The 23477-nt window shown below is 39.7% G+C and carries 20 protein-coding genes; 18 read left to right on the top strand and 2 right to left on the bottom strand.

The window, feature by feature from the left end:
* Positions 1-3: 3 nt before the first annotated feature.
* The 11 genes from VSQ62_RS15195 to VSQ62_RS15145 all read left to right on the top strand — a co-directional run bounded on the left by VSQ62_RS15195 (position 4) and on the right by VSQ62_RS15145 (position 13533).
* Positions 4-1224 carry a glycosyltransferase family 4 protein gene (locus tag VSQ62_RS15195; protein WP_334635668.1) on the top strand — a complete coding sequence of 407 codons (1221 nt, stop codon included), beginning with the start codon at positions 4-6 and terminating at the stop codon, positions 1222-1224.
* A 17-nt stretch (positions 1225-1241) separates the two neighbouring features.
* Positions 1242-2555 carry a nucleotide sugar dehydrogenase gene (locus tag VSQ62_RS15190; protein WP_334635667.1) on the top strand — a complete coding sequence of 438 codons (1314 nt, stop codon included), beginning with the start codon at positions 1242-1244 and terminating at the stop codon, positions 2553-2555.
* A gap of 24 nt (positions 2556-2579) precedes the next feature.
* Positions 2580-3683, top strand: coding sequence for a non-hydrolyzing UDP-N-acetylglucosamine 2-epimerase (gene wecB / locus VSQ62_RS15185; RefSeq protein ID WP_334635666.1), 1104 nt, complete (start codon positions 2580-2582; stop codon positions 3681-3683).
* Entirely contained in the window at positions 3680-4753 is a 1074-nt protein-coding gene (locus VSQ62_RS15180) for a Gfo/Idh/MocA family protein (protein WP_334635665.1), read from the top strand. The genes wecB and VSQ62_RS15180 overlap by 4 nt, the downstream gene beginning before the upstream one ends.
* On the top strand, positions 4753-5259 hold the full coding sequence (locus VSQ62_RS15175) for an acyltransferase (RefSeq protein WP_334635664.1): 507 nt from the start codon (positions 4753-4755) through the stop codon (positions 5257-5259). Before VSQ62_RS15180 ends, VSQ62_RS15175 begins: the two co-directional genes overlap by 1 nt.
* Complete coding sequence (locus VSQ62_RS15170) at positions 5222-6988, top strand: glycosyltransferase (protein ID WP_334635663.1); 1767 nt, start codon at positions 5222-5224, stop codon at positions 6986-6988. The genes VSQ62_RS15175 and VSQ62_RS15170 overlap by 38 nt, the downstream gene beginning before the upstream one ends.
* A gap of 4 nt (positions 6989-6992) precedes the next feature.
* Positions 6993-7970, top strand: a complete 978-nt coding sequence (locus tag VSQ62_RS15165) for a glycosyltransferase (protein WP_334635662.1) — start codon at positions 6993-6995, stop codon at positions 7968-7970.
* Positions 7967-9142, top strand: coding sequence for a glycosyltransferase family 4 protein (locus VSQ62_RS15160; protein WP_334635661.1), 1176 nt, complete (start codon positions 7967-7969; stop codon positions 9140-9142). The genes VSQ62_RS15165 and VSQ62_RS15160 overlap by 4 nt, the downstream gene beginning before the upstream one ends.
* Before the next feature lie 40 nt (positions 9143-9182).
* A complete protein-coding gene (locus VSQ62_RS15155) occupies positions 9183-10361 on the top strand; it encodes a hypothetical protein (protein WP_334635660.1) in 1179 nt (392 codons plus the stop codon).
* A 14-nt stretch (positions 10362-10375) separates the two neighbouring features.
* Positions 10376-11869 carry a murein biosynthesis integral membrane protein MurJ gene (gene murJ, locus VSQ62_RS15150; protein ID WP_334635659.1) on the top strand — a complete coding sequence of 498 codons (1494 nt, stop codon included), beginning with the start codon at positions 10376-10378 and terminating at the stop codon, positions 11867-11869.
* A gap of 527 nt (positions 11870-12396) precedes the next feature.
* Positions 12397-13533, top strand: coding sequence for a DegT/DnrJ/EryC1/StrS family aminotransferase (locus VSQ62_RS15145; protein ID WP_334635658.1), 1137 nt, complete (start codon positions 12397-12399; stop codon positions 13531-13533).
* 99 nt (positions 13534-13632) lie between these two features.
* Here VSQ62_RS15145 and VSQ62_RS15140 read toward each other — a convergent pair whose 3' ends face one another.
* Complete coding sequence (locus VSQ62_RS15140) at positions 13633-14058, bottom strand: type II toxin-antitoxin system HicB family antitoxin (protein WP_334635657.1); 426 nt, start codon at positions 14056-14058, stop codon at positions 13633-13635.
* A 329-nt stretch (positions 14059-14387) separates the two neighbouring features.
* Between VSQ62_RS15140 and VSQ62_RS15135 the strand changes: the two genes are divergently transcribed.
* The gene (locus tag VSQ62_RS15135) at positions 14388-16079 is read left to right on the top strand and encodes an AAA family ATPase (protein ID WP_334635656.1); all 1692 of its coding nucleotides are present in this window, start codon (positions 14388-14390) and stop codon (positions 16077-16079) included.
* A gap of 300 nt (positions 16080-16379) precedes the next feature.
* Here the strand turns inward: VSQ62_RS15135 and VSQ62_RS15130 are convergent, their stop codons facing one another.
* Positions 16380-17714, bottom strand: a complete 1335-nt coding sequence (locus VSQ62_RS15130) for an IS110 family RNA-guided transposase (RefSeq protein WP_334633440.1) — start codon at positions 17712-17714, stop codon at positions 16380-16382.
* 738 nt (positions 17715-18452) lie between these two features.
* Between VSQ62_RS15130 and VSQ62_RS15125 the strand changes: the two genes are divergently transcribed.
* From VSQ62_RS15125 to VSQ62_RS15100, 6 genes are all read left to right on the top strand, one after another.
* Positions 18453-20054: a peptide chain release factor 3 gene (locus tag VSQ62_RS15125; RefSeq protein ID WP_334635655.1), complete on the top strand. Its 1602-nt coding sequence runs from the start codon at positions 18453-18455 to the stop codon at positions 20052-20054.
* Positions 20055-20213: 159 nt separating this feature from the next.
* Positions 20214-20597, top strand: a complete 384-nt coding sequence (locus VSQ62_RS15120; RefSeq protein ID WP_334635654.1) for an Asp23/Gls24 family envelope stress response protein — start codon at positions 20214-20216, stop codon at positions 20595-20597.
* Positions 20598-20996, top strand: a complete 399-nt coding sequence (nusB, locus tag VSQ62_RS15115) for a transcription antitermination factor NusB (protein ID WP_334635653.1) — start codon at positions 20598-20600, stop codon at positions 20994-20996.
* 62 nt (positions 20997-21058) lie between these two features.
* Entirely contained in the window at positions 21059-22264 is a 1206-nt protein-coding gene (gene xseA / locus VSQ62_RS15110) for an exodeoxyribonuclease VII large subunit (RefSeq protein ID WP_334635652.1), read from the top strand.
* Positions 22265-22312: 48 nt separating this feature from the next.
* Positions 22313-22546 carry an exodeoxyribonuclease VII small subunit gene (gene xseB, locus VSQ62_RS15105; RefSeq protein WP_334635651.1) on the top strand — a complete coding sequence of 78 codons (234 nt, stop codon included), beginning with the start codon at positions 22313-22315 and terminating at the stop codon, positions 22544-22546.
* Positions 22536-23447: a polyprenyl synthetase family protein gene (locus tag VSQ62_RS15100; RefSeq protein ID WP_334635650.1), complete on the top strand. Its 912-nt coding sequence runs from the start codon at positions 22536-22538 to the stop codon at positions 23445-23447. The genes xseB and VSQ62_RS15100 overlap by 11 nt, the downstream gene beginning before the upstream one ends.
* Positions 23448-23477: the final 30 nt, after the last annotated feature.

The following is a 23477-nucleotide window of genomic DNA, read 5'->3' as shown; positions in this document are numbered from 1 at the left end:
GAGATGAATATATTATTGATTAATCATTATGCCGGATCGCCGGAGATGGGAATGGAGTTCCGCCCTTATTATTTTGCCAGGGAGTGGGTGAGAGCGGGGCATCATGTAGATATTGTAGCAGCAGATTACTCACATTTGCGAATTAGGAATCCGAAGGTACAAAAAGATTTTCAGAAAGAAATTATAGATGGGATACATTATCATTGGATTCATACAAACACATATGAAGGAAATGGAATAAGAAGAGCAGTAACTATGTTTCAATTTGTATGGAAACTATGGAAAAATGCAAAAAGGATTGCCTGTATATGGCGACCGGACATTGTGATTACCTCCTCTACTTATCCGTTAGATACTTATGCGGGGCAAAGGATCCGTAGATATTGTAAATGTAAGTTAGTTCATGAAATACATGATATGTGGCCTATTACACCCATTGAAATAAATGGAATGTCAAAATATCATCCATTTATTCTGATGCTCCAATTGGCAGAAAATTCATTTTGTAAAAAAGCAGATTATATAGTCTCATTGCTTCCGTATGCAAAAAAATATTTGATAGAACATGGAATGAAGGCAAAAAAATTTATTGCCATTCCAAATGGTGTAGTTTTGGATGAATGGGAAAGTAAAGAAAAACTTCCTAAAGATATAGATCGGGCACTAGATAAGTTGCGTAAGCGATATGAATTTATTCTTTGCTTTTTTGGAAGTCATACCAAATCGTATGCCCTTAGTTATTTGATTGATGCGGTCAAATATTTTGAAAAACGAGAAATTGCTTTAGTATTTGTCGGAAATGGAAATGAAAAGAAAAATTTACAAGAACGCAGCAGAGAGTATGAAAATATTATGTTTTTTGATCCAATTCCCAAAAAGTGTATTCCTTCTTTGATGGATGCGATAGACGGAGTATATGTAGGAGCAGTTGATAATAAAATGTTTCGTTTTGGAATCTGTATGAATAAACTATTTGATTCTATGATGGGAGGAAAACCAATTTTATATGCGGTTAATGCGCCGAATAATTATATCGAAGAATATAAATGCGGAGTATCTGTACAGCCAGAAAGTACAGGCGCTTTAGTCGATGGAATAAAAGAATTATTATCCAAGTCACCAGATGAACGTAATAGAATGGGAATGAATGGAAAAAAAGCAGTAAAAGAAGTATTTAATTATAGAGCATTAGCAAAAAAATTTGAAGAGATTTTTATATATTGAAATAGTTGGAGGATAAAGTGAAAGGGAAATTATTAAATAAAATAAGGGATAAAGAATTGACGGTTGGCGTAGTTGGCCTTGGATATGTTGGCCTTCCATTGGCAGTTGAAAAAGCAAAGGCAGGATTTAAAACGATAGGGTTTGATGTTCAGGAAGAAAAAGTGAATCTGGTGAATGAGGGACATAACTATATTGGTGATGTGGTTGACAGCGATCTGAAAGGCTTGGTTGAGAACGGGATGTTTAGAGCCACTTCGGATTTTGGATTTATCAAGGATGTGGACTTTGTTGCAATCTGTGTGCCGACACCGCTGGACAAGCATCAGCAGCCGGATATCAGCTATGTACGGTCATCTACAGAAGCCATCTCCAAACATCTGACGAAGGAGACAATGGTGGTCTTAGAATCTACGACTTATCCGGGAACTACAGAAGAGTTGGTAAGGCCGATTTTGGAAAAGGGTTCCGGGCTAAAATGCGGGGAAGACTTTTATCTCGGCTTTTCACCGGAGAGGGTAGATCCGGGAAATTTGATTTATAAGACTAAGAATACGCCGAAAGTAGTCGGCGGGATTGGAAAGGATGCCACAGAAGTAATAGCAGCTATGTACCGAACTGTTTTGGACGGTGATGTTGCGGAAGTATCGTCCCCGGCTATTGCGGAGATGGAAAAGATTCTGGAGAATACATACCGGAATATTAATATTGGTCTGATCAATGAGTTGGCGATTTTGTGTGACCGTATGGGGATCAGTATATGGGAGGTTATTGATGCGGCGAAGACGAAGCCTTATGGTTTCCAGGCTTTTTATCCGGGGCCGGGTCTTGGAGGGCATTGTATTCCGTTAGACCCATATTATCTGTCATGGAAGGCGAGAGAGTATGGATTCCATACATCAATGATCGAAAGCTCCATGATGATAAATGATAAGATGCCGGAGTATTGTGTTGACCGTGCAGCCAGGATCTTAAATAGGTTTGAGAAGTCATTGAAGGGTTCCAAAGTTCTGGTAGTGGGAGTTGCTTATAAGCAGGATATTGATGACTATCGGGAAAGTCCTGCATTAGAGGTGATTGAAGTATTAAAAGGATCCGGAGCTGTCGTAGAGTATTATGATCCGTGGGTGACAGAGTACAAATATCACGGACAGAAGACAAAGGGATTAACAGAGATCACTCCGGAGCAGATAGAGAGCTATGATCTGCTGATGATAACGGCGGCGCATTCAAATGTAGATTATGAAATGCTTCAGAAACATGCGAAGGCTGTATTTGATACAAAGAATGTGATGAAATATGTTATGGAACGGGAGAATATTGAAGTTTTATAAGTAACATAGGAAGAGGAATCCAATATGAAAATAGTAACGGTGGTGGGCGCAAGGCCACAATTTATAAAAGCAGCAGCGGTATCCAGAATAATACGCAAACAACACGAAGAAATATTGATTCATACAGGGCAGCATTATGACAATAATATGTCGGATATATTTTTTGATGAGTTGCGTATTCCTAAGCCGGATAAGAACTTGAACGTAGGCTCAGGAAGCCATGCCAAACAGACGGCAGAGATGATGATAGGCATCGAACAAGCGTTAATAGATGAAAGGCCGGACTGTCTGCTGATTTATGGAGATACCAATTCTACATTGGCCGGAGCTATTGCCGCTTCTAAAGTACATGTTCCGGTAGTCCATGTAGAGGCGGGACTGCGATCTTATAACAAAAATATGCCGGAAGAACAGAATCGTGTGTTGGCAGACCATATCTCTGACTTGTTATTATGCCCTACAGATACAGCGGTAGAGAATCTAAAAAATGAAGGGATTACAGAAGGCGTGTATCAGGTGGGAGATGTAATGTGTGATGCTGTTTTGTACTATTCTAAAATGATGGAATCACATGGCCGGAAGGATTATTTTGCACAGTTTGCCGGATTATTTGGAAATATTCCTGTATTAGACAGTTGGTATATGGCAACGATCCATCGTGCAGAGAATACGGACCGGATCGAGAAGATCCGGGAAATATTAGGTGCATTTGAGGAATTAGATGCGCCGGTGATATTTCCGGTTCATCCCCGCACAAAGGGGATGGTGGAACAATTACACCAGCAATATGCCTATCGGAATGTCATATTTATTGAACCGGTTGGTTATTTGACCATGCTTTATCTTGTAAAACACGCAATGAAAACGATTACGGATTCTGGCGGTTTACAGAAGGAAACCTACATATTAGATACTCCTTGTATAACGGTAAGGGATCAGACAGAATGGGTAGAAACTCTGAGGGGAAACTACAATATTTTGGCGAAACCAGATAAAGAAGATATTTTAAATAAAATATATCAGACACAAACGGATACAAAAGCGAAGGAAGATTATTATGGAGACGGACATGCATCAGAGAAGATATGTGATCTTTTGAGCTATGTAAAGAGAGGTGAAAGAGAATGAAATATGGATTGATTGGCTGTGGCAGGATTGCAACTAACCATGTAAAGGCCGTACTCAATAATAACCTGGAGTTTGTTGCCGCATGTGATATTGAAGAATCACAAATTAATAATTTACTTACAAAGCATGGACTGGATAAAGATACGGCGATCAAGCATTATATAGATTATAAGAAGATGATAGAGCAAAATAAACTGGATCTGGTTGCAATTGCAACAGAGAGTGGGAATCACGCGGAAATTGCTCTATACTGTATCGATCATGGTATTAACTGTATTATTGAAAAGCCAATAGCCATGAGTATTCAGGAGGCAGACCAGATTATCCGACATGCAGAAGAAAAAGGTGTGAAGGTGTCGGCTTGTCATCAAAATCGTTTTAATATAGCAGTACAAGAAATGAGAAAGGCTGTAGAAGCGGGGAGATTTGGGAAACTGTCGCATGGGTCTGTTCATGTACGGTGGAATCGGAATGTTGATTATTATACGCAGGCACCTTGGAGAGGAAAATGGGCATCCGACGGCGGCGCATTGATGAATCAATGTATTCATGGAATTGATCTTCTACGATGGATGATGGGGGATGAGGTAGAAGAAGTTTACGGACAGACACGTCAGCAGTTTCATGATTATCTAGAAGCAGAGGACGTTGGGATGGCGGTAATTAAATTTAAAAATGGAGCTGTTGCAACGATTGAAGGTACAACAAATGTGTATCCGCGTAATCTTGAAGAAACATTGTATCTTTTTGGAGAGAATGGCACAGTTAAGCTGGGAGGAACATCTACCAATAATATTGATGTATGGCAATTTGCAGATGAGACGGAAGCGGACCATAAGAATAAAGGACTGGAAGAAGCAACCAGTAATGTATACGGGAATGGGCATACCAGCCTGTACGCAGATGTTATTGATGCGGTAAAAAATGACAGAAGACCTTATGTGGATGTCGTGGCAGGGCGAAATGCTTTGGAATTGGTATTGGCAATATATAAGAGCCAGAAAGATGGAAAACCGGTGAAGTTGCCGCTTGATGATTTTGCATCGGCTGAAATGGCAGGAGAATTCTAATGGATTATTTTGTACATGAGAGCAGTTATGTAGACGCAGATGTAAAGATAGGAGAAGGAACGAAGATATGGCATTTTTGCCATATTCAAAAAGGTGCTAGAATTGGAAAAAACTGTTCATTCGGGCAGAATGTGAATATTTCTAACAATGTAATTGTTGGAAATGATTGTAAAGTGCAGAACAATGTATCCATCTATGAAGGAGTAGAATTGGAAGACGGAGTATTCTGTGGTCCGTCTTGTGTATTTACGAATGATTTGACTCCGCGTGCCAGATATCCGAAAGGAAGAGATGGATATAAGAAAACATTGATAAGAGAAGGCGCGAGTATTGGAGCGAATGCGACGATTGTCTGCGGGCATATCATCGGTAAATATGCTATGGTAGCGGCGGGAGCAGTTGTGACGAAGGATGTGCCGGATTATGCGCTAGTGGCGGGGGTTCCGGCTAAAGTAATTGGAAGAGTAGATGAAAAAGGAAAATCTATTGCTAAGGGGAATAGGTAGAATGAGAATTTGTTTTCTTGCACCGGCTAATAGTTCACATATTAAGAAATGGTGTAAATGGTTTAATGATCACGATAACAAGACATATGTTGTGTCATTTGTGAAAGATGATATAAAAGGTACATATGTCTATCACATTGATTCTGGTGTTGATGCCAATGCAAGCGATTCCAGTAAGATAAAATATCTATTTAAAGCAAGAAAAGTTAAAAAAATAATTACTCAGATCAATCCAGATATAGTAAATGTGCATTATGCAACAAGTTATGGTACGGTGGCTGCCTTGGCAGGAATAAAAAAATATGTGCTTTCAGTTTGGGGGTCGGATATTTATGATTTTCCAAATAAAAGTATGCTTCATAAAATGATGCTGAAATATAGTTTGAAAAAGGCGACATATCTCTTTTCTACCAGTCAGGCTATGGCTGATGAAGCACATAAATATACAGATAAAAATATTGAAATAACTCCATTTGGGGTTGATTTACAAATGTTTACTCCTGCAAAACGGAATAGACCGTATCATGTGAGTGAGGATGGAAGATTTATTGTAGGAACAGTAAAATCATTATTGCCAAAGTATGGAATTGATTATTTGATTGAAGCTGTTTCCTTAGTAAAAAGAAAGCACCCAGAAATTCCTATTGAATTGAGAATTGCAGGTAAAGGAGAATATGAAAAAGAATATAAAAAGTTGGCTAAAATCAAAGGAATAGATGAAATAACGACATGGTTAGGATTTGTTTCACAGAATGACGCAGCAAAAGAATGGGCAAACATGGATATTGCAATTATTCCTTCCACTTTGGAATCAGAATCATTTGGAGTATCGACAGTGGAAGCACAGGCCTGTGGTACACCTGTTATTATTTCAGATATTCCAGGATTGATGGAAGCAACATCTCCAGGGAAAAGTAGCGTAGTTGTTCCGAGAAATAATGCAGAAGCAATTGCAGAAGCAATTGTTGATTTATTTCAAAATAATGAGAAAAGAATAAAAATGGGACAAGTTGGAAGAGAATATATTTCTGAGAGATATGGAGCAAATTCTTGTTTTGGAAATATAAAAAATAGCTTCGATAAAATAGGGGAGAGGGTGAAAAGCATAGATTTAATAGTCTTTTCTCCAATAAGAAGAACCCGTATTTATAAAAGTATATTTTCAGAAGATTTTATTGTAGGAACGATTAAATCGCTTGAACCTATCTATGGTATCGATTATCTTATTAAGGCTGTAGCTATATTACATAAGGAATATTCAGATATTCCTATTCAGCTTAGAATAGCAGGTAAAGGATCGATGGAGGTGGAATATAAAAAGTTAGCAAAAAAGCTAGGAATTGAAAAGAATACTAAATGGCTTGGTTTTATATCACAAGAAGAGGTAGCAAAAGAATGGGCGAATATGGATATTGCTATTATACCATCGTTGCAGGAGTCGTTTGGAGTTTCAGCAGTTGAAGCACAGGCTTGTGGTACATTAGTTATCATTTCAGATGTTCCAGGTCTAAAAGAAACTACGGTACTAGGTGAAAGTTCAATAGTTGCAAAACAAGATGAAAAAGAAATCTCTGAAGTTATAAAGGATTTCTATTTTTCGCGAGACAAGATAAAAAGAATGGGAATAATAGGACGGGAATATGTAACGGAACATTACGAAATAAACGATTGTTTTAAGCATATATATAGTTTGTTTTTATTTATTAGCAAGGATGTGGAAAAGGGATAAAAAAATGAAGATAAGTGTACTTATTCCAGTATATAATGGGGAAAAATTTATAGAAAATTGTGTTTATAGTGTAATCAATCAAAAATTTAAAGATATTGAAATTATAATTATTAATGATGGATCAAGTGATAATACAGGGTATATATGCAGGGAATTAGAAAAAAAGTATCATAATATTACATATTTAATCCAAAAGAACTTGGGAGTGTCGGCTGCTCGTAATAAAGGAATTCAAAACGCAAAAGGAGAATATTTGTTATTTTTGGATTCTGATGACTATTTGGCAGAAAATTCTTTAGAAAAAATATATATAAAAATGAAAGAAAATGATTTAGATGCTCTTACATTTGATGCAGGAATTTATAATTTAGATGGGAAAAAAGTTAAGAAGATAATTCCTTGCAATTTTAAAGAAAACGAATATATAAGCGGATATGATTATATTAAAACTTATGGGTATAAGGTTCCGGTTGTTGCATGGATGTGGATTCTTAGACATGGGTTTGTTGTAGAAAATAATTTTACTTATATCGAAGGTCGATTTCATGAGGATGTGGAATGGACAGCGAAGTGGTTTCCTTATGCAGAAAGAATTGGATATATAAATGCGGAATTATATTGTCAGGTTTTATCATGTGGATCAATCATGCGTTCGAAAAATCTTAAACGTTCAAAGGATTTGATGTACATTTCAAAGGCAATATATGATAATGTAGAAAAGTTAAAAGATAAGAGGTATGGAGAGATTAAAAGTACATTGATTAAATATGCTTCTGAAGAAGCATTTTCATCAATTCATTCTGCATGTACGATGGGGTATAGAATCAATGAATTAAAAAATGAGGATAAATTTAAGGAAACAATAAGGTTGATTTCGGTTAATAAAAAATATTTGTTTATAGTAATATTATTAAAAATGCAGTGCTATTTTTTGGTTGAAACAATAATTAATATTTATGATCGAGTAAGGAGAAATAGATGATACTAGAGCGGTTAACAGTAATTTTGCCATCGATTCTGACAGTTCCAGCAGTAAAAGGTGGTGCTGTTGAGCAATTATTAGAAAATTTTATAATGCAGAATGAGATTTCACCTCAATATTATTTAGATGTTGTGGCACATTATAAAAAAGAAGCGAAAGAAAAAGCAAAAAAATATAAATATGCAGTTTATCATTATATTAAGCTTCCTGATTTGATTATAAGAGGAAACAGTGTTCTTTATAACAAGCTAAATTTATATGACATTCCAGATATTTGGGAATCAAGTATAATAAGAAAAGTAAGAAAAATAGATAATAAAAAAATATTAATTGAAGGTGGAAATATTGCCATTAAGATGCAAGAGCGATTTCCAGATAAAAAAATTTTTTTTCATATTCATTCTAATTGGAAAATTCCAAGAAAAAAATTGAAGCTAATCAATAGTTCAATGAGCATAATTTGTGTTTCTGATTTTATCAGACAAAAACAAATTGAACAAGGAGTTTTACCAAGTAGAGTAAAAACAGTTTTAAATGGAATTGATGTAGAGCATTTTGAGGTTAATTCAAAAAATAATAAAAAAGCATTAAAAAAGTATGGAGTTCCAGAGGATGCATTTGTTTTATTATATAAAGGACGTCTAGTTAAAGAAAAAGGAATTGTAGAATTGATTCATGCGTTCGAAAAAATGGATAGAGAAAATGTTTATTTGATAATTGCAGGATCATTGAATTTTGGACAAAAGAGGATGAACAAATCAAAGTATGAAAAAGAAATAAATGAACTTGTGCAAAATAATGATAAGATAATTGTTACTGGGCATATTGATTATGATAAAATCATGGAATTACATAGCATATCTACAGTAGCCGTTGTTCCAAGTTTGTGGGAAGAACCTTGCGCATTAGTAGTAATAGAAGCATTAGTGTCGAAAATACCGTTAGTAACAACAAAGAAAGGCGGAATACCTGAATTGTGTAAGAATACTGGAGCTATAGTATTAGAGGTTGATAATAATTTTATTAATAATCTTAAAGATACACTTTGCACATTATATGATAATAGAAATCTTTTAAGCGAAATGATTAATATTAAGAACAGTCAATTGGAATTCTTTTCTAATAAGAGATATTTTACCGATATTTGTCAGGAGATTTCTGAAAATACATAAAAGAGGAATAAGTTGCTGGTAAAGAAAGGCAGATGTGTTTATGTTTGTAAAAGGAAGTAAAAATATTGTAGGAGAATGGATTTTTTATATAAATTGGTTTTTGCCAGTTTACTTAATTCTACTAAAATTTGTATTAGAGGAACGTGCTATATCCTGGATTTCCTATGTATTATATTTAGGATTAACAATCCTTTATATTTTTTTATACAGACCTATAATGAGTAAAAGTGTTTTTGTTTTTTTAGTAATATATTGGATAATGCTAGCTCTTAATATTTTGATTGTGAGTTATAAATCTTACGTAGTTATTGAAGGTGGTACAAATTTTTTGAAATTCATAATTCCAGTATTATTTTTTTCGCAAATATCAACAAGTCAATTAGAGGATTTTTATGTAAATTTTTATCATATCACTCTTAAGCATATGATATTAATATTGCCATATTATTATATGACGCGAAATGAGATAATCGATTATGGAGATTTTTCTGTATTAACGTCACTTTTACTTATAGTGTTAATGATTGGTATTGTAATATTTCAAGATAAAATTTTAATTGGAATAATTGGATTAATAATTACGTTTGTAATGACGACACTTTTTTCGTCTAGAATGCCAGTAATTGCTTTTCTTCTAGTAACTTTTATATTGGTGTTTTTAAAAATAAACAATAGTAGTTTTAGAATTTTTTTTATAAGTGCTACTTTTGTTGTATTAACAGTTTGTTTTATCAATATTGAAGATATTTTATCTTTTATCAACAAACAACTAATAGAATTGGGAATTGAATCAAGGACAATTATTCGTTTTACTAATGATATTGGAGAGAAATCAATCTTAGAAATGGCTGGAAGCTCAAATCGACAATATATTTGGAGTACAACCATAGAGTATTTGAAAGAAAGATATTTTTTTCTTCCTGGTGGGTTTGCTGCTATTAGAGGTATCACAGATGGAAATATTTATTTTTCACATAATCTTTTTCTTGATTTATTTGTAATGTTTGGAATATTTGCTGTTCCAGCAATATTTTTTGTTATTATCAAAATATACAATTTGAGTAAAATAGTTGAAAAAAAAGTATTTCTTTCATTTTGTTCTTTTTTTTTGTTTTGGTTCTTCTGTAGTTTAACCGGCGCTCATTTTTTATCAGATAGTTATGCTATTGTTAGTTGGTCTGTTTTGTTTTTTACTAAAAAGCAAGTAAAAGAAATTTAAACTAAAGGATGAATATGAAAAAAACTATTTATTGGCTTACTATTATTGCAATAATGTCAAAATTTTTAGGATTTATAAGAGAAATTGTAATGTCATATTTTTATGGAGCTGGGGTATACACGGATATATACCAAATGGCATCATCAGCTGCGAATATTTTTGGAGGATGGATTTTAACATTTGCAGTAATTCATACACCATTGTATCAGAAGATAAAGATTAGTAAAAGTGAATATCAGGCTAGGCAATTTACAAATCAAATCTTAATTATAGAAATTGTTTTGATTATATTGCTGATGATATTTGTTATTGGGGGTAATAAGAAAATTATCTCTTGTATTGCTAACGGATTTGATCGTAATCAAATTAATATTACAAGCAAATTTTTCGTATGGAGTGTTTTGGCAATTTCTTTTTCAGCCATAAGTCAGCTTTTTATTTCAGAGTTGAATTGTAATGGAAAGATGGTAATAGCAAATGGATCTAATTTGTTATTATCATTTTCTCAGATTGTGATTATATTTTGGGGGTCATTAGAAAATAATTTTGAGTTACTAAAATTTGCTATGCCGGTTTCTTGTGGGATTCAGTTAATCGTTTTGAGTAGTATTGAGAAAATAAAAATAAAGGAAACTCAGATTTTTCCCATTTCAGATGAAGTGAAAAATTTTTTTGTATTGATCATTCCTGTTTTTGTTGGGTCAATGATGGATGAAATAAATTCTTTCGTAGATAAATCATTTGGATCAAGACTGGAAGAAGGTAGTATTTCAGCATTAAATTATGCGCATTTATTAAAGCAGCTTTGTTTTTATGTGTTTACTACTGCAATTATAACAGTATTGTATCCTAAAATATCAGAACAAATAGCAAAAAGAAATTATAATAAGACTGCCCAAAATATTAATATTGCAATAGATTTCATGATTTTTATTTTTTCATATCTTATGACCTATGTCTGTTTTTTTAGTTTTACAATTGTTAGGTTGATATATAAGAGAGGAGTATTTGATGAAGGGGATGTCGTAATAACAGCTCAAAGTTTGATAATGTATGCGTTAGCATTATTACCTTTAGCAATTAGGGAAGTCCTTATAAGAGCATTTCAAGCATACCAAGATACAAAAACAAATATGCTTATAGCTGTTGTTTCAACAGTATTGAATATTATATTGAATTTTTTGTTAGTAGATCGATTTTACCATATGGGTCTTGCTTTATCAACGAGTATTGTTGCATATATGACAATACCTATTCTTTTATATATTTTTAAGAAAAGAAATAAGTATTTTGATGTAAAACATACTTATATAAGTGTAGGAAGAAGTATCGTCGCCTCTATAATTTCATGTTTTATTAGTTTGTTTATAGTAGAAAAAATTGGCATTAAAGATAATACTGTATTAGAATGTATTGGATTATTATTTGTTGCCTTTGGAGTGAGTATTTTAATATATAGTATAATTATGAAATTCTTGAAAATAAACCTGAAAATAGAAAGTATTTGAAAAATAAGGAATGGACTATATATTGGGTGCTTCTGTTGTGTTCTGATGCGCCATCACAGTTGGCATATAATTGATAACATTCGTTATAGTAAGGACAATTATTTGTGATTACCAATAAGGAAGACGAACTAAAGAATAATTTGATTGCATCTGAAACTGAATGTTTTTTTAGTATAAAAAATGGGACATGGAATGTTGTGTTTATTATTTATACAATTTATGGAAGGAACAGCATTGACTGCAATGTTGATGGTGTTTATTGAGAGATATTTGGGTGAAAAATTAAACGGATCAATTTTAAATGGGCAGTTCAGTATCTTGGAGAAAGTTGTATTAAATTAGAAGAAGCTAAGAATGGAAAGCAGAAAATTTATAAAAATTGAATAGATATTTTTATCGAGATGTATTGTAGCAGATACATTTGCTAGATTGTGTTACGACCAATGATAGATGCCTTTTCGTTGGATTATGGAACATGCCATTAGATTTCAATAAGAATAGTTTTAGTCGATGTGGGAGAATAGAAAATGCAATTCAGAGATTTACAAAAGCAATACAAAATATTAAAAAGTGATATAGATTATGCAATTAAGCAAGTCCTAGACGCAGGAAATTTCATATCCGGATCACAAGTCACAGAATTGGAATCGCAATTGGCTTCCTATGCAGGCGTCAAACACTGTATTACCTGTGCCAACGGAACGGACGCACTGTCATTGGCGCTGATGGCCTGGAACATAGGCGAAGAGGATGCGGTATTTGTACCGGATTTTACCTTTTTTGCATCAGGTGAGACACCTGCATACGAAGGAGCCGTGCCTGTCTTTGTAGATGTGGAAGAAGATACCTTTAATATTTCCGCAGAATCTTTGGAACAGGCGATTCTGCAAGTAAAAGAAGAAGGAAAACTGGTTCCCAAAGTAATTATTACGGTAGATCTGTTCGGACAGCCTGCGGATTACCCTGCGATCAGAAAAATCGCGGACAAATATCATCTTCTGATTTTAGAAGACGGTGCGCAAGGTTTTGGCGGAAAGATAGGGGAGCAGATGGCATGCAGCTTCGGTGATATCTCTACAACTTCCTTTTTCCCGGCAAAACCGTTAGGATGTTATGGAGACGGCGGAGCAGTATTCACCGACAATGATGATTGGGCGGCATTGCTTAGATCATATCGTATACATGGTAAGGGATCGGACAAGTATGATAATGTACGCATTGGGATAAATTCACGGCTGGACACATTGCAGGCTGCAATTCTGCAGGTGAAGTTAAAGGCATTCCGGGAATATGAACTGAGAGACGTGAATCATGCGGCCGAAAGATATAGCTGTCAGCTGGCAGATTATGTGAGAGTCCCTTTTATTAAGGAAGGCTTTTATTCCAGTTGGGCACAATACTCGATTTTACTGGATAGTGAGGAAGAGCGCAATGGTTTACAGGCATATCTTAAGGATAGGGGAATTCCTTCTATGATTTATTATCCTAAGCCGATGAGCAGGCAGACGGCATTTGAGGGGATGGATTGTGTGAAAACGGATTTGTCGGTGACGGAACAATTATGCTGCAGAATATTGGCATTGCCGATTCATCCGTATATGGAGGCTGAGGAGCAGGATATGGTGATAAACTGTATCAAAGATTTTAAATCATGCCGTTCCTAATGAAAATTATCAGTGAGATGAAATAAGTTACCTTATTAATTTCGGATATCTCTGGATACTACCCCAATTTCGTATGAAATTTGGGGTAGCTAATAGGTGTTAGTTCTGAATTTTAGAGAGAAGCGCCTCCTGCAATACTTTTGAAAAATTGATGCATTTTTCTTCACAAAGAGTATTCAGCCACATGGGGATGCTTAAAGTCTTTTTCACTGACTTATCGCTGTGCTGCCTTGCGTATTCGGTCATATCCACCAGTACCATATTGACAAAAGCGCTGTCAGCAGCGGATTCCATTTCAAAATCTTTCAGGATGGCGGTGGGATCGATCTCGCCCAATGCACTGGGAACGGGGAGTGATTCACTGTCACGCAGGGCGGTAAAGAGATACTGACCGCAGGCATCAACCGCCATGCGCATAGCATCCGCCACATTATCCCCAAAGGTTGCGAGATTTCCCAGATCAGGGAAAATGACGGATATCTTCCCTTCTTCTTCATAGAAAACAGCCGGGTACACATAATTCATCAATCAAATGCTCCTTCCTACAATTTACTTCAAGGGCAGGGTCTTATTTCAGCCCCGCCTAATTTCGTATGGATTTATTCTGAATCTCATGTATGTTTCCTCCTTACAAGCACATGATAACACGTATTTTACGTGTTGTAAAGAAAGCCTTTCTCATTTTCACAAATTACCCAAACAGATTATAAAATATTTCTTCCAGAGAGATGTTGAAAGCGTGGGTGTGAAAAGGAACGACGACTGGAAACTGCGTGAAGCAAGGGAAAGTTAGGTATAGGCTTTTGAGGATATCTTTGTTATAATATAGTTAATAGAGAAGGAGTGTGGGTAACATGGGTGAAGAAAAGAAACGCCTTCCGGTGGGAGTAGAAAATTTTGAGCAGATTATTAACGATAACTATTATTATGTGGATAAAACAAAGTTGATTTCAGAATTGTTCCACAATGGCGGAATAGTAAATCTCATTACCAGACCAAGACGCTTTGGAAAAACTTTAAATATGAGTATGCTGGAACACTTTTTTTCCATAGGGGGCGATAAGAATATATTTGATGGCTTGGAAATCTCAAAAGATAAAAAGCTGTGTGAAGATTATATGGGGAAATATCCTGTGATTTCAGTTTCCCTTAAAGGAATCAATGCTGCTGCTTATGAGGATGCATTTGATTTTGCAGTTCAGATTATGAAGAATGTAGCAGGTAGAACCCAGTTCCTTTTGGAAAGCAGGAATTTAAGTGATTTTGATAAGTCAGAATATAAGAAACTTTTAGATAGCAGAATGAGTAAAGCCGTATTTTGCAGTGGATTGAAAATATTATCGGAATTATTGGAGAAACATTATGGAACAAAAGTAATTCTTTTAATTGATGAATATGATGTCCCATTAGCAAAAGCGTTTGAAAATGGGTATTATGATCAAATGGTATTTCTAATCCGTAATCTGCTGGAACAGGCGCTAAAAACAAACAACAGTCTGAAATTTGCAGTAATGACCGGATGTATGCGCATCTCAAAGGAGAGTATCTTTACCGGTCTTAATAATTTTACCACCTTCACGATTACAGATGTTGATTTCGATGAATATTTTGGATTTACAGATCAAGAGGTATGTGACCTTTTAACGTATTATGAATGTACTGATAAGTATGGAAGTATCAAAGAATGGTATGATGGATATCGCTTTGGGAATGTAGAGGTATATTGTCCATGGGATGTGGTTTCTTATCTTCGTAGTCTTCGCACAAATAAAGAAGCTATTCCACAGAATTATTGGGTAAATACGAGCGGTAATGCAGAAGTTAAGGAATTTATCAGACAGTCGAAAAGTGCAACAACAAAGAGAGAGATAGAAGGTTTGATGGCGGGGAAAGAAATCATAAAAACCATTCGTCCGGAATTGACCTATAAAGATATGTATCATTCGATTGAAAATATCTGGAGTGTGCTATTCACAACCGGATATCTAACACAAACGTGTGCATTGGATCCCCAGATGTACAGACTCAAAATTCCAAATCTGGAAATACGGGATATTTTTCAAGCACAGATTATGGAATACTTCAAAGAGAGTGTGAAAAAAGACGGGGATACGCTAAGCCGGTTCTGTGAGGCTCTTAAAAATGGAAAGGAAAAAAATGTAGAGAAGATTTTTGAAAGCTACCTGAAAAAGACCATCAGCATCAGGGATACGTTTGTGAGAAAAGCAAGTAAGGAGAACTTTTATCATGGGATACTGCTTGGAATCTTGGGCGTGAAAGAAGGCTGGGGTGTATTTTCAAATCAGGAAACCGGTGAAGGATATATCGATATCCTCATAGAAACCGAAAACAGTGAAATAGCTATCCTTATTGAAGTCAAGTATGCCAATGACGGTGATCTAGATCAGGCTTGTGAAAGAGCGTTAAAGCAGGTAGAGGAACGGAAGTATGATGAGGAACTCCGGGCAAACGGGGCAGATAAAATTTTAAAATATGGGATTGCGTGCTATATGAAACGCTGCAAAGTGAAACTGGCAGGGGAATAATTTCCTGTTGGCAATGTTTGTGCTTGCAGCCGGCTGTTTTGATTGAGACAAAGGGAAGAAAGCCAAAACCAAAGGGAATACCTGAAGACGTTCATGGAAGACGGACGGCTGCCAATATCAAACTATTTGCTACAGCAAGACGTGCGAGGCTATTTGCGGACACCACCAAAGTCCAGCTAAGAAATGTCAATAGGTAAAATGAAAAATGTTAAAAAAGTTTTTTTCAAGCAGTTGATGTAAAAAAGGGTAACTTTAATAAGCCCACCCATGTGGAAATCTTTAAAATTCATGATAAACCTGTTAGGCTGCGTTCTGTATCTTGTCGGGATGCGCTGCCAGATACCGCTCACAGTGTTCCTGAGGAGTGATGATCTCAAATAGTTTATTATCCCGGAGCATGGCAAAAATGATATTGCAGATTTTATGCATGACAGCCCCGACAGCCACGTTTTTCTTCTTGCTTTTGCATTTGTCGGTATAATAGCCGTGGATAACTGGATTTACTGGTGTTTTTGTCCCTTTATCCACCTTAAGATTATTGATAGCCACCATATGCAGGATACGCCTGGCAAGGCTAGAACCCCTCTTGGACATGTGGACTTTATCCCCATTGAACTTGCCGGATTGCTTCACGGCAGGATCCAAGCCGAAGTAAGCATAAAGCTTCTTTGGGGAAGAAAACAGGTCAAAGGAGCCCATTTCAGCGATCAGGACGGCTGCACTGAGAAAACCGACACCACGTAGGGACTGGAGAAGGAAGATACGGTCATAAACCGGCGTCCCTTCCAGCTTATCAACAGCCTTATGCAGGTCCTCAAGTATATTGTCCAGATGCTCCTGGTATTCCCGGTAGGTTTTGATATACAGTCGGATCCGGAGTGCACTGCTTTGAAGCGCACGTCCGAAAACAGCGGCGTCCTTTGCGGCAGCACGTATGGCATCATATTTGGAAACGGCATATTTTTCACCGAAACGTGCGGTTTTGCGTATGGTTTCCACAAGTATGTCTTTTGGGGCGGCAAGCATGTCTGCGGCAAGGGGGTAAGCTTCCAGAAGCTTTAAGGAAGTTTGGGTAGTGACCTTGCTAAACACCTTCCGGTATGCGGGAAAGGACACTTTCAGTTCCGCCGTGAGCTTCAGGACGACAGCGGACTGCAGGTCTTTGAAGTAATAGTAGTCCCGTACCAGGTTGCGCAGGTCAATGACCTCATCATCTGGTATGATGGAAGTCTTAAGGGAAGCATCCAGGCCGACTTTGGCAGCTTTTTTTGAATCAAATTTATCATTATGCAGTTTCCTTACGTTCATATTTGTGCTATTCTTAGTGATGATAGGATTAATGACTGAGCAGTCAAACCCCTTATCACGAAGGAAGTACAGGAGCGGGATGTGGTAGATCCCGGTGGACTCAAGGAAGCAGCGGCTTTCGAGGGAATACATCTCTTGTGCTTCCTTTATTTTTGCGACAGCAAGCTCACGGGACTGCGGATCAGAATGAATGATCTTAAAAGGTTTCCCGGTGAGAATGCCATTGGGCAGCATGATGGACATCCAGGTGAAGTCTGCACCGACATCAAGCCCGACTGAGAGATAAGGGATGCTTTCAAGCATCATAAGTACTTTTGGGTATTTCATGGTTTTATCCTTTCTGGCAGGCATCCATTTCCAGAGGGCGGATACACAACCTAGCGGTTTATACAGGTATTAGCCTGGGGCTTCCCAACCAGCCAAAACATAAATCACCACCGAATGGACTGACAGACTTTCTAAGAGGTTTCACCAGCCGGAAGGCCGGTTCCCAAGGAGGTGTCGTCAATGATCCTGCCTCCAGTGATTATACCTCTATCTTTTGTCTGGTGCATTAAGGAAACCTCAGACATGGTAAATAATGTTACTTTATAACTTCTGATGGAGGGGGAACTCCTCCTTCCGTTATATCTATATAGATTTATTAGATTGGACTTTGTAACTATTAACCAGTAGTCATTCTTGACTACACCATTATTATACTAGGAGGTCTGAATATCTGAATGCAGATTGAAACATGAACGTGAAAAATGCATCTAGTTAGAAAGGTTAATCGGACACGGAGTTCCGATATACCCTCAGTAAAATTTTAGCTAATTCTAAAAGATAAGCATCCAACTTTCTCAGGGTACGGATGCTTATCTTCTTTTATGATTGTCTATGTAAGACAGAGCCGCAAACAACACAAGTAATAATGTCAAAACTTCAGTTCAAAATGACAGGTATTGTTTTGAATAACCGAATTTGACATATTGAGGAATCCGCCTGCTTATGTTATACTGTTTACCGGCTTAAGGGAAGTAAAAACCGGCCATAATATATCATATCTTAGGAGTGTTGCAATCTATGTCACAGATTACGGATGAAATAAAGAATCAGATCAAGAAGAGGAGAACATTTGCCATCATATCCCACCCGGATGCGGGTAAGACAACACTGACGGAGAAGTTCCTGCTATATGGGGGAGCCATCAACCTGGCCGGAAGCGTGAAGGGGAAGGCTACGGCGAGGCACGCGGTATCCGACTGGATGGAGATCGAGAAGGAGAGAGGTATCTCGGTCACATCTTCGGTGCTGCAGTTTAACTACGGCGGATACTGTATCAATATCCTGGATACTCCGGGGCATCAGGATTTCTCGGAGGATACCTACCGGACGCTGATGGCGGCGGATTCGGCGGTGATGGTGATCGACGCGTCCAAGGGTGTTGAGGCGCAGACGAGGAAGCTTTTTAAGGTGTGCACCATGCGGCATATCCCTATATTTACTTTTATTAATAAGATGGACCGGGAAGCGATGGATACTTTCGAGCTTCTGGATGATATTGAAAATGAACTGGGAATCGCCACCTGCCCGGTCAACTGGCCCATTGGTTCCGGCAAGGAATTCAAGGGGGTCTACGACAGGGAGACGAAGAAGGTGGAGCTGTTCTCAGATACCCACAAGGGAACTACACAGGGAGAAGTCCGCAAGATCGCGGCAGACGACCCGGCTATCAAAGAGTGGGTGACGGACGCACAGCTTGCTCAGTTAATGGAGGAGATCGAGCTGCAGGACGGTGCGGGAGCTGTGTTTGATCAGGAGCAAGTAAGTAAGGGAGAGCTGTCTCCGGTGTTCTTTGGCTCTGCTCTTACAAACTTCGGTGTAGAGACCTTTTTGAAGCATTTCCTTACGATGACGACGCCGCCTCTTCCGCGGATATCGGACAAGGGCGCGGTGAATCCTATGGAGGAAAAGGATTTCTCGGCCTTTGTATTCAAGATTCAGGCTAATATGAACAAGGCGCACAGAGACCGTATCGCGTTTATGCGGATCTGTTCCGGGGAGTTCGAGGCGGGGATGGATGTATTCCACGTACAGGGAGGCCGGAAGGTGCGCTTATCCCAGCCGCAGCAGATGATGGCGAGCGAGCGTAAGATGATCGAGAAGGCTTACGGCGGCGACATTATCGGTGTGTTTGATCCGGGAATCTTCTCAATCGGCGATACGCTCACGGCGTCTGCGGAGCATTTCGCCTATGAGGGAATTCCGACCTTCGCGCCGGAGCATTTTGCAAGGGTGCGGCAGGTAGATACTATGAAGCGGAAGCAGTTTATCAAGGGAATCAACCAGATCGCCCAGGAGGGTGCGATCCAGATCTTCCAGGAGTTCAATACCGGTATGGAGGAGATCATAGTGGGCGTGGTAGGCGTGCTGCAGTTTGACGTGCTGAAATACAGGCTGGAGAATGAATATAATGTAGAGATCCGTCTTGACAGCCTTCCGTATGAGTATATCCGCTGGATCGAGCACACGGAAACTGACCTTGACAAGCTTACCGGAACCTCTGATATGAAGAAGGTCAAGGACCTGAAGGACCGCCCGCTTCTTCTGTTTGTAAATGAGTGGAGCATCCGTATGACTGTAGAGCGAAACGAAGGACTGGTACTGGCTGAATTCGCCAGATAGGACAGGAGCGGCAGCCGTACGGTCGGAAAATCATGTAGCAGGGCGGGCTTGCCTGTACTGTTATAAAATTTTAGACAAAATCAGTATCGCTACTTTGCAAAATAGTATTCATTTGCTATAATAAAAAGAAGTGTATATGAGACAGGAGGTTTCTTAAATATGAGCAAAGAAGAGAGAAATACGTATACGATACAGACAGAAGAGAATCTTGGAGAGGTGAAGATCGCGGACGAGGTGGTAGCGATCATCGCAGGACTTGCGGCGACTGAGGTGGAGGGCGTCTCTTCTATGACAGGGAATGCGACGAGAGAGCTTGTAAGCAAGCTTGGCATGAAGTCTCTCTCTAAGGGTGTGAAGGTGGACGTCCTGGACGGGATCGTGACGGTATCCTTGGTATTGAACCTGAATTACGGATACAGCATCAAGGATACGACGCAGAAGGTTCAGGAGAAAGTGAAGGCGGCGATCGAGAATATGACAGGACTCGAGGTTGCCGACGTCAATATCCGTGTTGCCGGAGTGGATATGCCGGAGGAAGCATAAGTGAAGAGGACAGAATTAAGAGAACATATCTTTAGGGTGCTGTTTGGGATAGAGTTCTGTGAACCGGAGGAACTATCGGAGCAGTTGGAGCTTTATTTCGAGGAGCTTGAGGGTGCCAGAGAGCGGGATCTTAACTATATCCGGGAGAAGACACGGAGAATCGCAGAGGTGAAGGATGAGATCGATACTCTGCTGAATACGCATACTACAGGATGGAAGACAAGCCGTATGAACAAGGCGGATCTGACCATCCTGCGGCTTGCCGTTTATGAGATGAAGTGGGACGAGGATGTTCCTACAGGCGTTGCGATCGACGAGGCGGTAGAATTGGCGAAGAAGTACAGCAGTGACGACGGACCGGCGTTCATCAATGCTGTACTGGCGAAGCTTGCGAAGTGACGGTAACAGTTCAGACAGGGCAGCTTGCCTGAACGGTTACAAGTGATGGGCGGAGAAGGGTTATGGTTCGGAATGTATATACAGTGAAGCAGGTCAATGCTTATATCAAGAATATGTTTACTCAGGATTATATGCTGAACCGTATTTATGTGAAAGGCGAGGTATCCAACTGCAAGTACCATACCTCAGGTCATATCTATTTTTCACTGAAGGATGAGTCCGGAACGATTGCCTGTGTTATGTTTGCCGGGCAGCGGGGCGGGCTCTCTTTTCGTATGTGTGACGGACAGCAGATTGTAGTCTTTGGAGGGGTAAGTATCTATGAGAGGAGCGGTTCTTACCAGCTCTATGCGAAGGAGATCCGTCTGGACGGGGACGGCAGGCTCTATGAGCAGTTTCAGATGCTCAAGAAGGAATTAGAAGAGATGGGGATGTTCGCGCCGGAATACAAGCAGCCGATTCCGGCTTATGCAGGGCGGATCGGTGTCGTGACGGCGCCTACCGGCGCGGCGGTGCGTGATATTATGAATATTGCCGCCCGCAGGAATCCTTTTGTCCAGTTGATCCTGTATCCGGCGCAAGTGCAGGGCGACGGTGCGAAGGAGAGCATTGTCCGGGGGATCCGGATGTTAGAAGAGGCGAAGGTGGACGTGATGATCGTGGGCCGCGGCGGAGGCTCGATCGAGGACTTGTGGGCATTTAACGAGGAGGAGGTTGCCAGGGCGATCTTCCAGTGCCGGGTTCCTGTGATCTCTGCGGTGGGCCATGAGACGGATACGACGATTGCGGATTATGTAGCGGATCTGCGCGCGCCGACTCCGTCTGCGGCGGCGGAGCTTGCGGTATATGATTACCGGCAGCTTCAGGCACATCTGCAGGATAGCCGTGAGCGGCTGTCGCGCCTGCTTATACAGAAGGTGCAGATGAACCGGTTAAGGCTTCGGGAGGATCAGATGCATCTAAGATGCCTGCATCCGCGTTACCGCTTACAGGAGCAGCAGCAGAGACTATCCGAGTTAGAGGATGCTCTGCGTTTGCTGATGGACGGCAGATTGAAGGAGTCCAGGCACAGACTGGCGATCTATATGGAGGTCATGAAGGGTTTGTCTCCTATAAGGAAGCTGAACAAAGGATATTCCTATGTGGCCGGGGAAGACGGGAAAGCGGTCAGAAGTGTCGGGCAGGTCCGGCCGGGAAGCCAACTGGATATCTACGTGACGGACGGCAGGATCCGTGCCGTGGTGGAGGATGCAATCCTGCAATCCTAGTACATCACGGGGAACGAAACGCAGAGTGCACAAGAAAGGAGACGCGGCATGGACGTCAGAATAGAAGAGACAGAGACGCAGGAAGAGTTAAGCCTTGAGGAATTATTTGAACAACTGGAAGATGTGATCCATAAGATGGAGGAGGAAGAAGTATCTCTTGAGGATTCTTTTGGTCTCTATCATAAGGGCATGGAACTGCTTAAGAATTGCAGCGGACGGATCGATGCGGTTGAGAAGAAGATGCTGATCTTAGACGAAGAGGGAGGGACGCATGAATTCTAACAATAATATACAAGATTTTCAGAAGCAGATGAAGCAGAAGGTACAGAAGATCGAGGACATTTTACAGGAATACCTGCCGAAGCAGAGAGGATACCAGAGCGTGATCATGGAAGCTATGGGTTACAGTCTCTTAGCGGGAGGCAAGCGGCTCCGCCCCATGCTGATGCAGGAGACGTTTTGTCTGTATGACGGGACGAGCAAGGCGCTGCGTCCGTTTATGGCGGCGCTTGAGATGATACATACGTACTCTCTGGTGCATGACGACCTGCCGGCGATGGATAATGACGAATACAGGCGGGGGCGCAAGACCACGCACATCGTATATGGAGAGGATATGGGGATCCTTGCGGGGGATGCCCTGCTTAATTATGCGTTTGAGACGGCATTCCGGGCGTTTGTAATCGAGCCGGAGAAAAGCCTGTCGATCGGACGGGCCTTGGCGGTGCTGGGTGAGAAAGCCGGGATCTACGGGATGATCGGCGGTCAGGTCATTGATGTGAAGGAGACCGGGCATACGGTTGCGAAGGATGTGCTGGATACGATCTACCGGCTTAAGACGGCGGCGCTTATTGAGGCGGCTATGATGATCGGGGCGATCCTCGGAGGCGCTTCCGAGGAGGATGTGAAGAAGGTTGAGCGTATCGCTGAATACGTGGGCGTGGCATTCCAGATCCAGGATGATATCCTGGATGTGACCAGTACCAGCGAGGTGCTAGGCAAGCCTGTGCACAGTGATGAGAAGAACGAGAAGACGACCTATGTTACCCTGATGGGGATCGACGAGGCGAAGAAGGAAGTAGAACGTCTGTCCAATGAGGCGATCACGCTTCTGCATCAATTGCCGGGGAAGAACGCATTCCTTGAAGAGCTTCTGCTCCAGTTGAGCCACAGGGATAAGTAGTACAAAACGGATGGGAATATCGGGACAAAC

Origin of the sequence: Sporofaciens sp. JLR.KK001 (assembly GCF_036941055.1) — a bacterium.
GTDB lineage: Bacteria > Bacillota > Clostridia > Lachnospirales > Lachnospiraceae > Sporofaciens.
Note: the sequence above shows the minus strand (reverse complement) of the source record. Positions and strands in the feature narration are given on the sequence as shown.

Bases quoted from the DNA above. Each gene is read 5' to 3' on its own strand.
- VSQ62_RS15195 (WP_334635668.1), top strand. From the start codon at position 4: ATGAATATATTATTGATTAATCATTATGCCGGATCGCCGGAGATGGGA.
- wecB (WP_334635666.1), top strand. From the start codon at position 2,580: ATGAAAATAGTAACGGTGGTGGGCGCAAGGCCACAATTTATAAAAGCA.
- VSQ62_RS15180 (WP_334635665.1), top strand. From the start codon at position 3,680: ATGAAATATGGATTGATTGGCTGTGGCAGGATTGCAACTAACCATGTA.
- VSQ62_RS15175 (WP_334635664.1), top strand. From the start codon at position 4,753: ATGGATTATTTTGTACATGAGAGCAGTTATGTAGACGCAGATGTAAAG.
- VSQ62_RS15170 (WP_334635663.1), top strand. From the start codon at position 5,222: ATGAAAAAGGAAAATCTATTGCTAAGGGGAATAGGTAGAATGAGAATT.
- VSQ62_RS15165 (WP_334635662.1), top strand. From the start codon at position 6,993: ATGAAGATAAGTGTACTTATTCCAGTATATAATGGGGAAAAATTTATA.
- VSQ62_RS15160 (WP_334635661.1), top strand. From the start codon at position 7,967: ATGATACTAGAGCGGTTAACAGTAATTTTGCCATCGATTCTGACAGTT.
- VSQ62_RS15155 (WP_334635660.1), top strand. From the start codon at position 9,183: ATGTTTGTAAAAGGAAGTAAAAATATTGTAGGAGAATGGATTTTTTAT.
- murJ (WP_334635659.1), top strand. From the start codon at position 10,376: ATGAAAAAAACTATTTATTGGCTTACTATTATTGCAATAATGTCAAAA.
- VSQ62_RS15145 (WP_334635658.1), top strand. From the start codon at position 12,397: ATGCAATTCAGAGATTTACAAAAGCAATACAAAATATTAAAAAGTGAT.
- VSQ62_RS15140 (WP_334635657.1), bottom strand. From the start codon at position 14,058: ATGAATTATGTGTACCCGGCTGTTTTCTATGAAGAAGAAGGGAAGATA.
- VSQ62_RS15135 (WP_334635656.1), top strand. From the start codon at position 14,388: ATGGGTGAAGAAAAGAAACGCCTTCCGGTGGGAGTAGAAAATTTTGAG.
- VSQ62_RS15130 (WP_334633440.1), bottom strand. From the start codon at position 17,714: ATGAAATACCCAAAAGTACTTATGATGCTTGAAAGCATCCCTTATCTC.
- VSQ62_RS15125 (WP_334635655.1), top strand. From the start codon at position 18,453: ATGTCACAGATTACGGATGAAATAAAGAATCAGATCAAGAAGAGGAGA.
- VSQ62_RS15120 (WP_334635654.1), top strand. From the start codon at position 20,214: ATGAGCAAAGAAGAGAGAAATACGTATACGATACAGACAGAAGAGAAT.
- xseA (WP_334635652.1), top strand. From the start codon at position 21,059: ATGGTTCGGAATGTATATACAGTGAAGCAGGTCAATGCTTATATCAAG.
- xseB (WP_334635651.1), top strand. From the start codon at position 22,313: ATGGACGTCAGAATAGAAGAGACAGAGACGCAGGAAGAGTTAAGCCTT.
- VSQ62_RS15100 (WP_334635650.1), top strand. From the start codon at position 22,536: ATGAATTCTAACAATAATATACAAGATTTTCAGAAGCAGATGAAGCAG.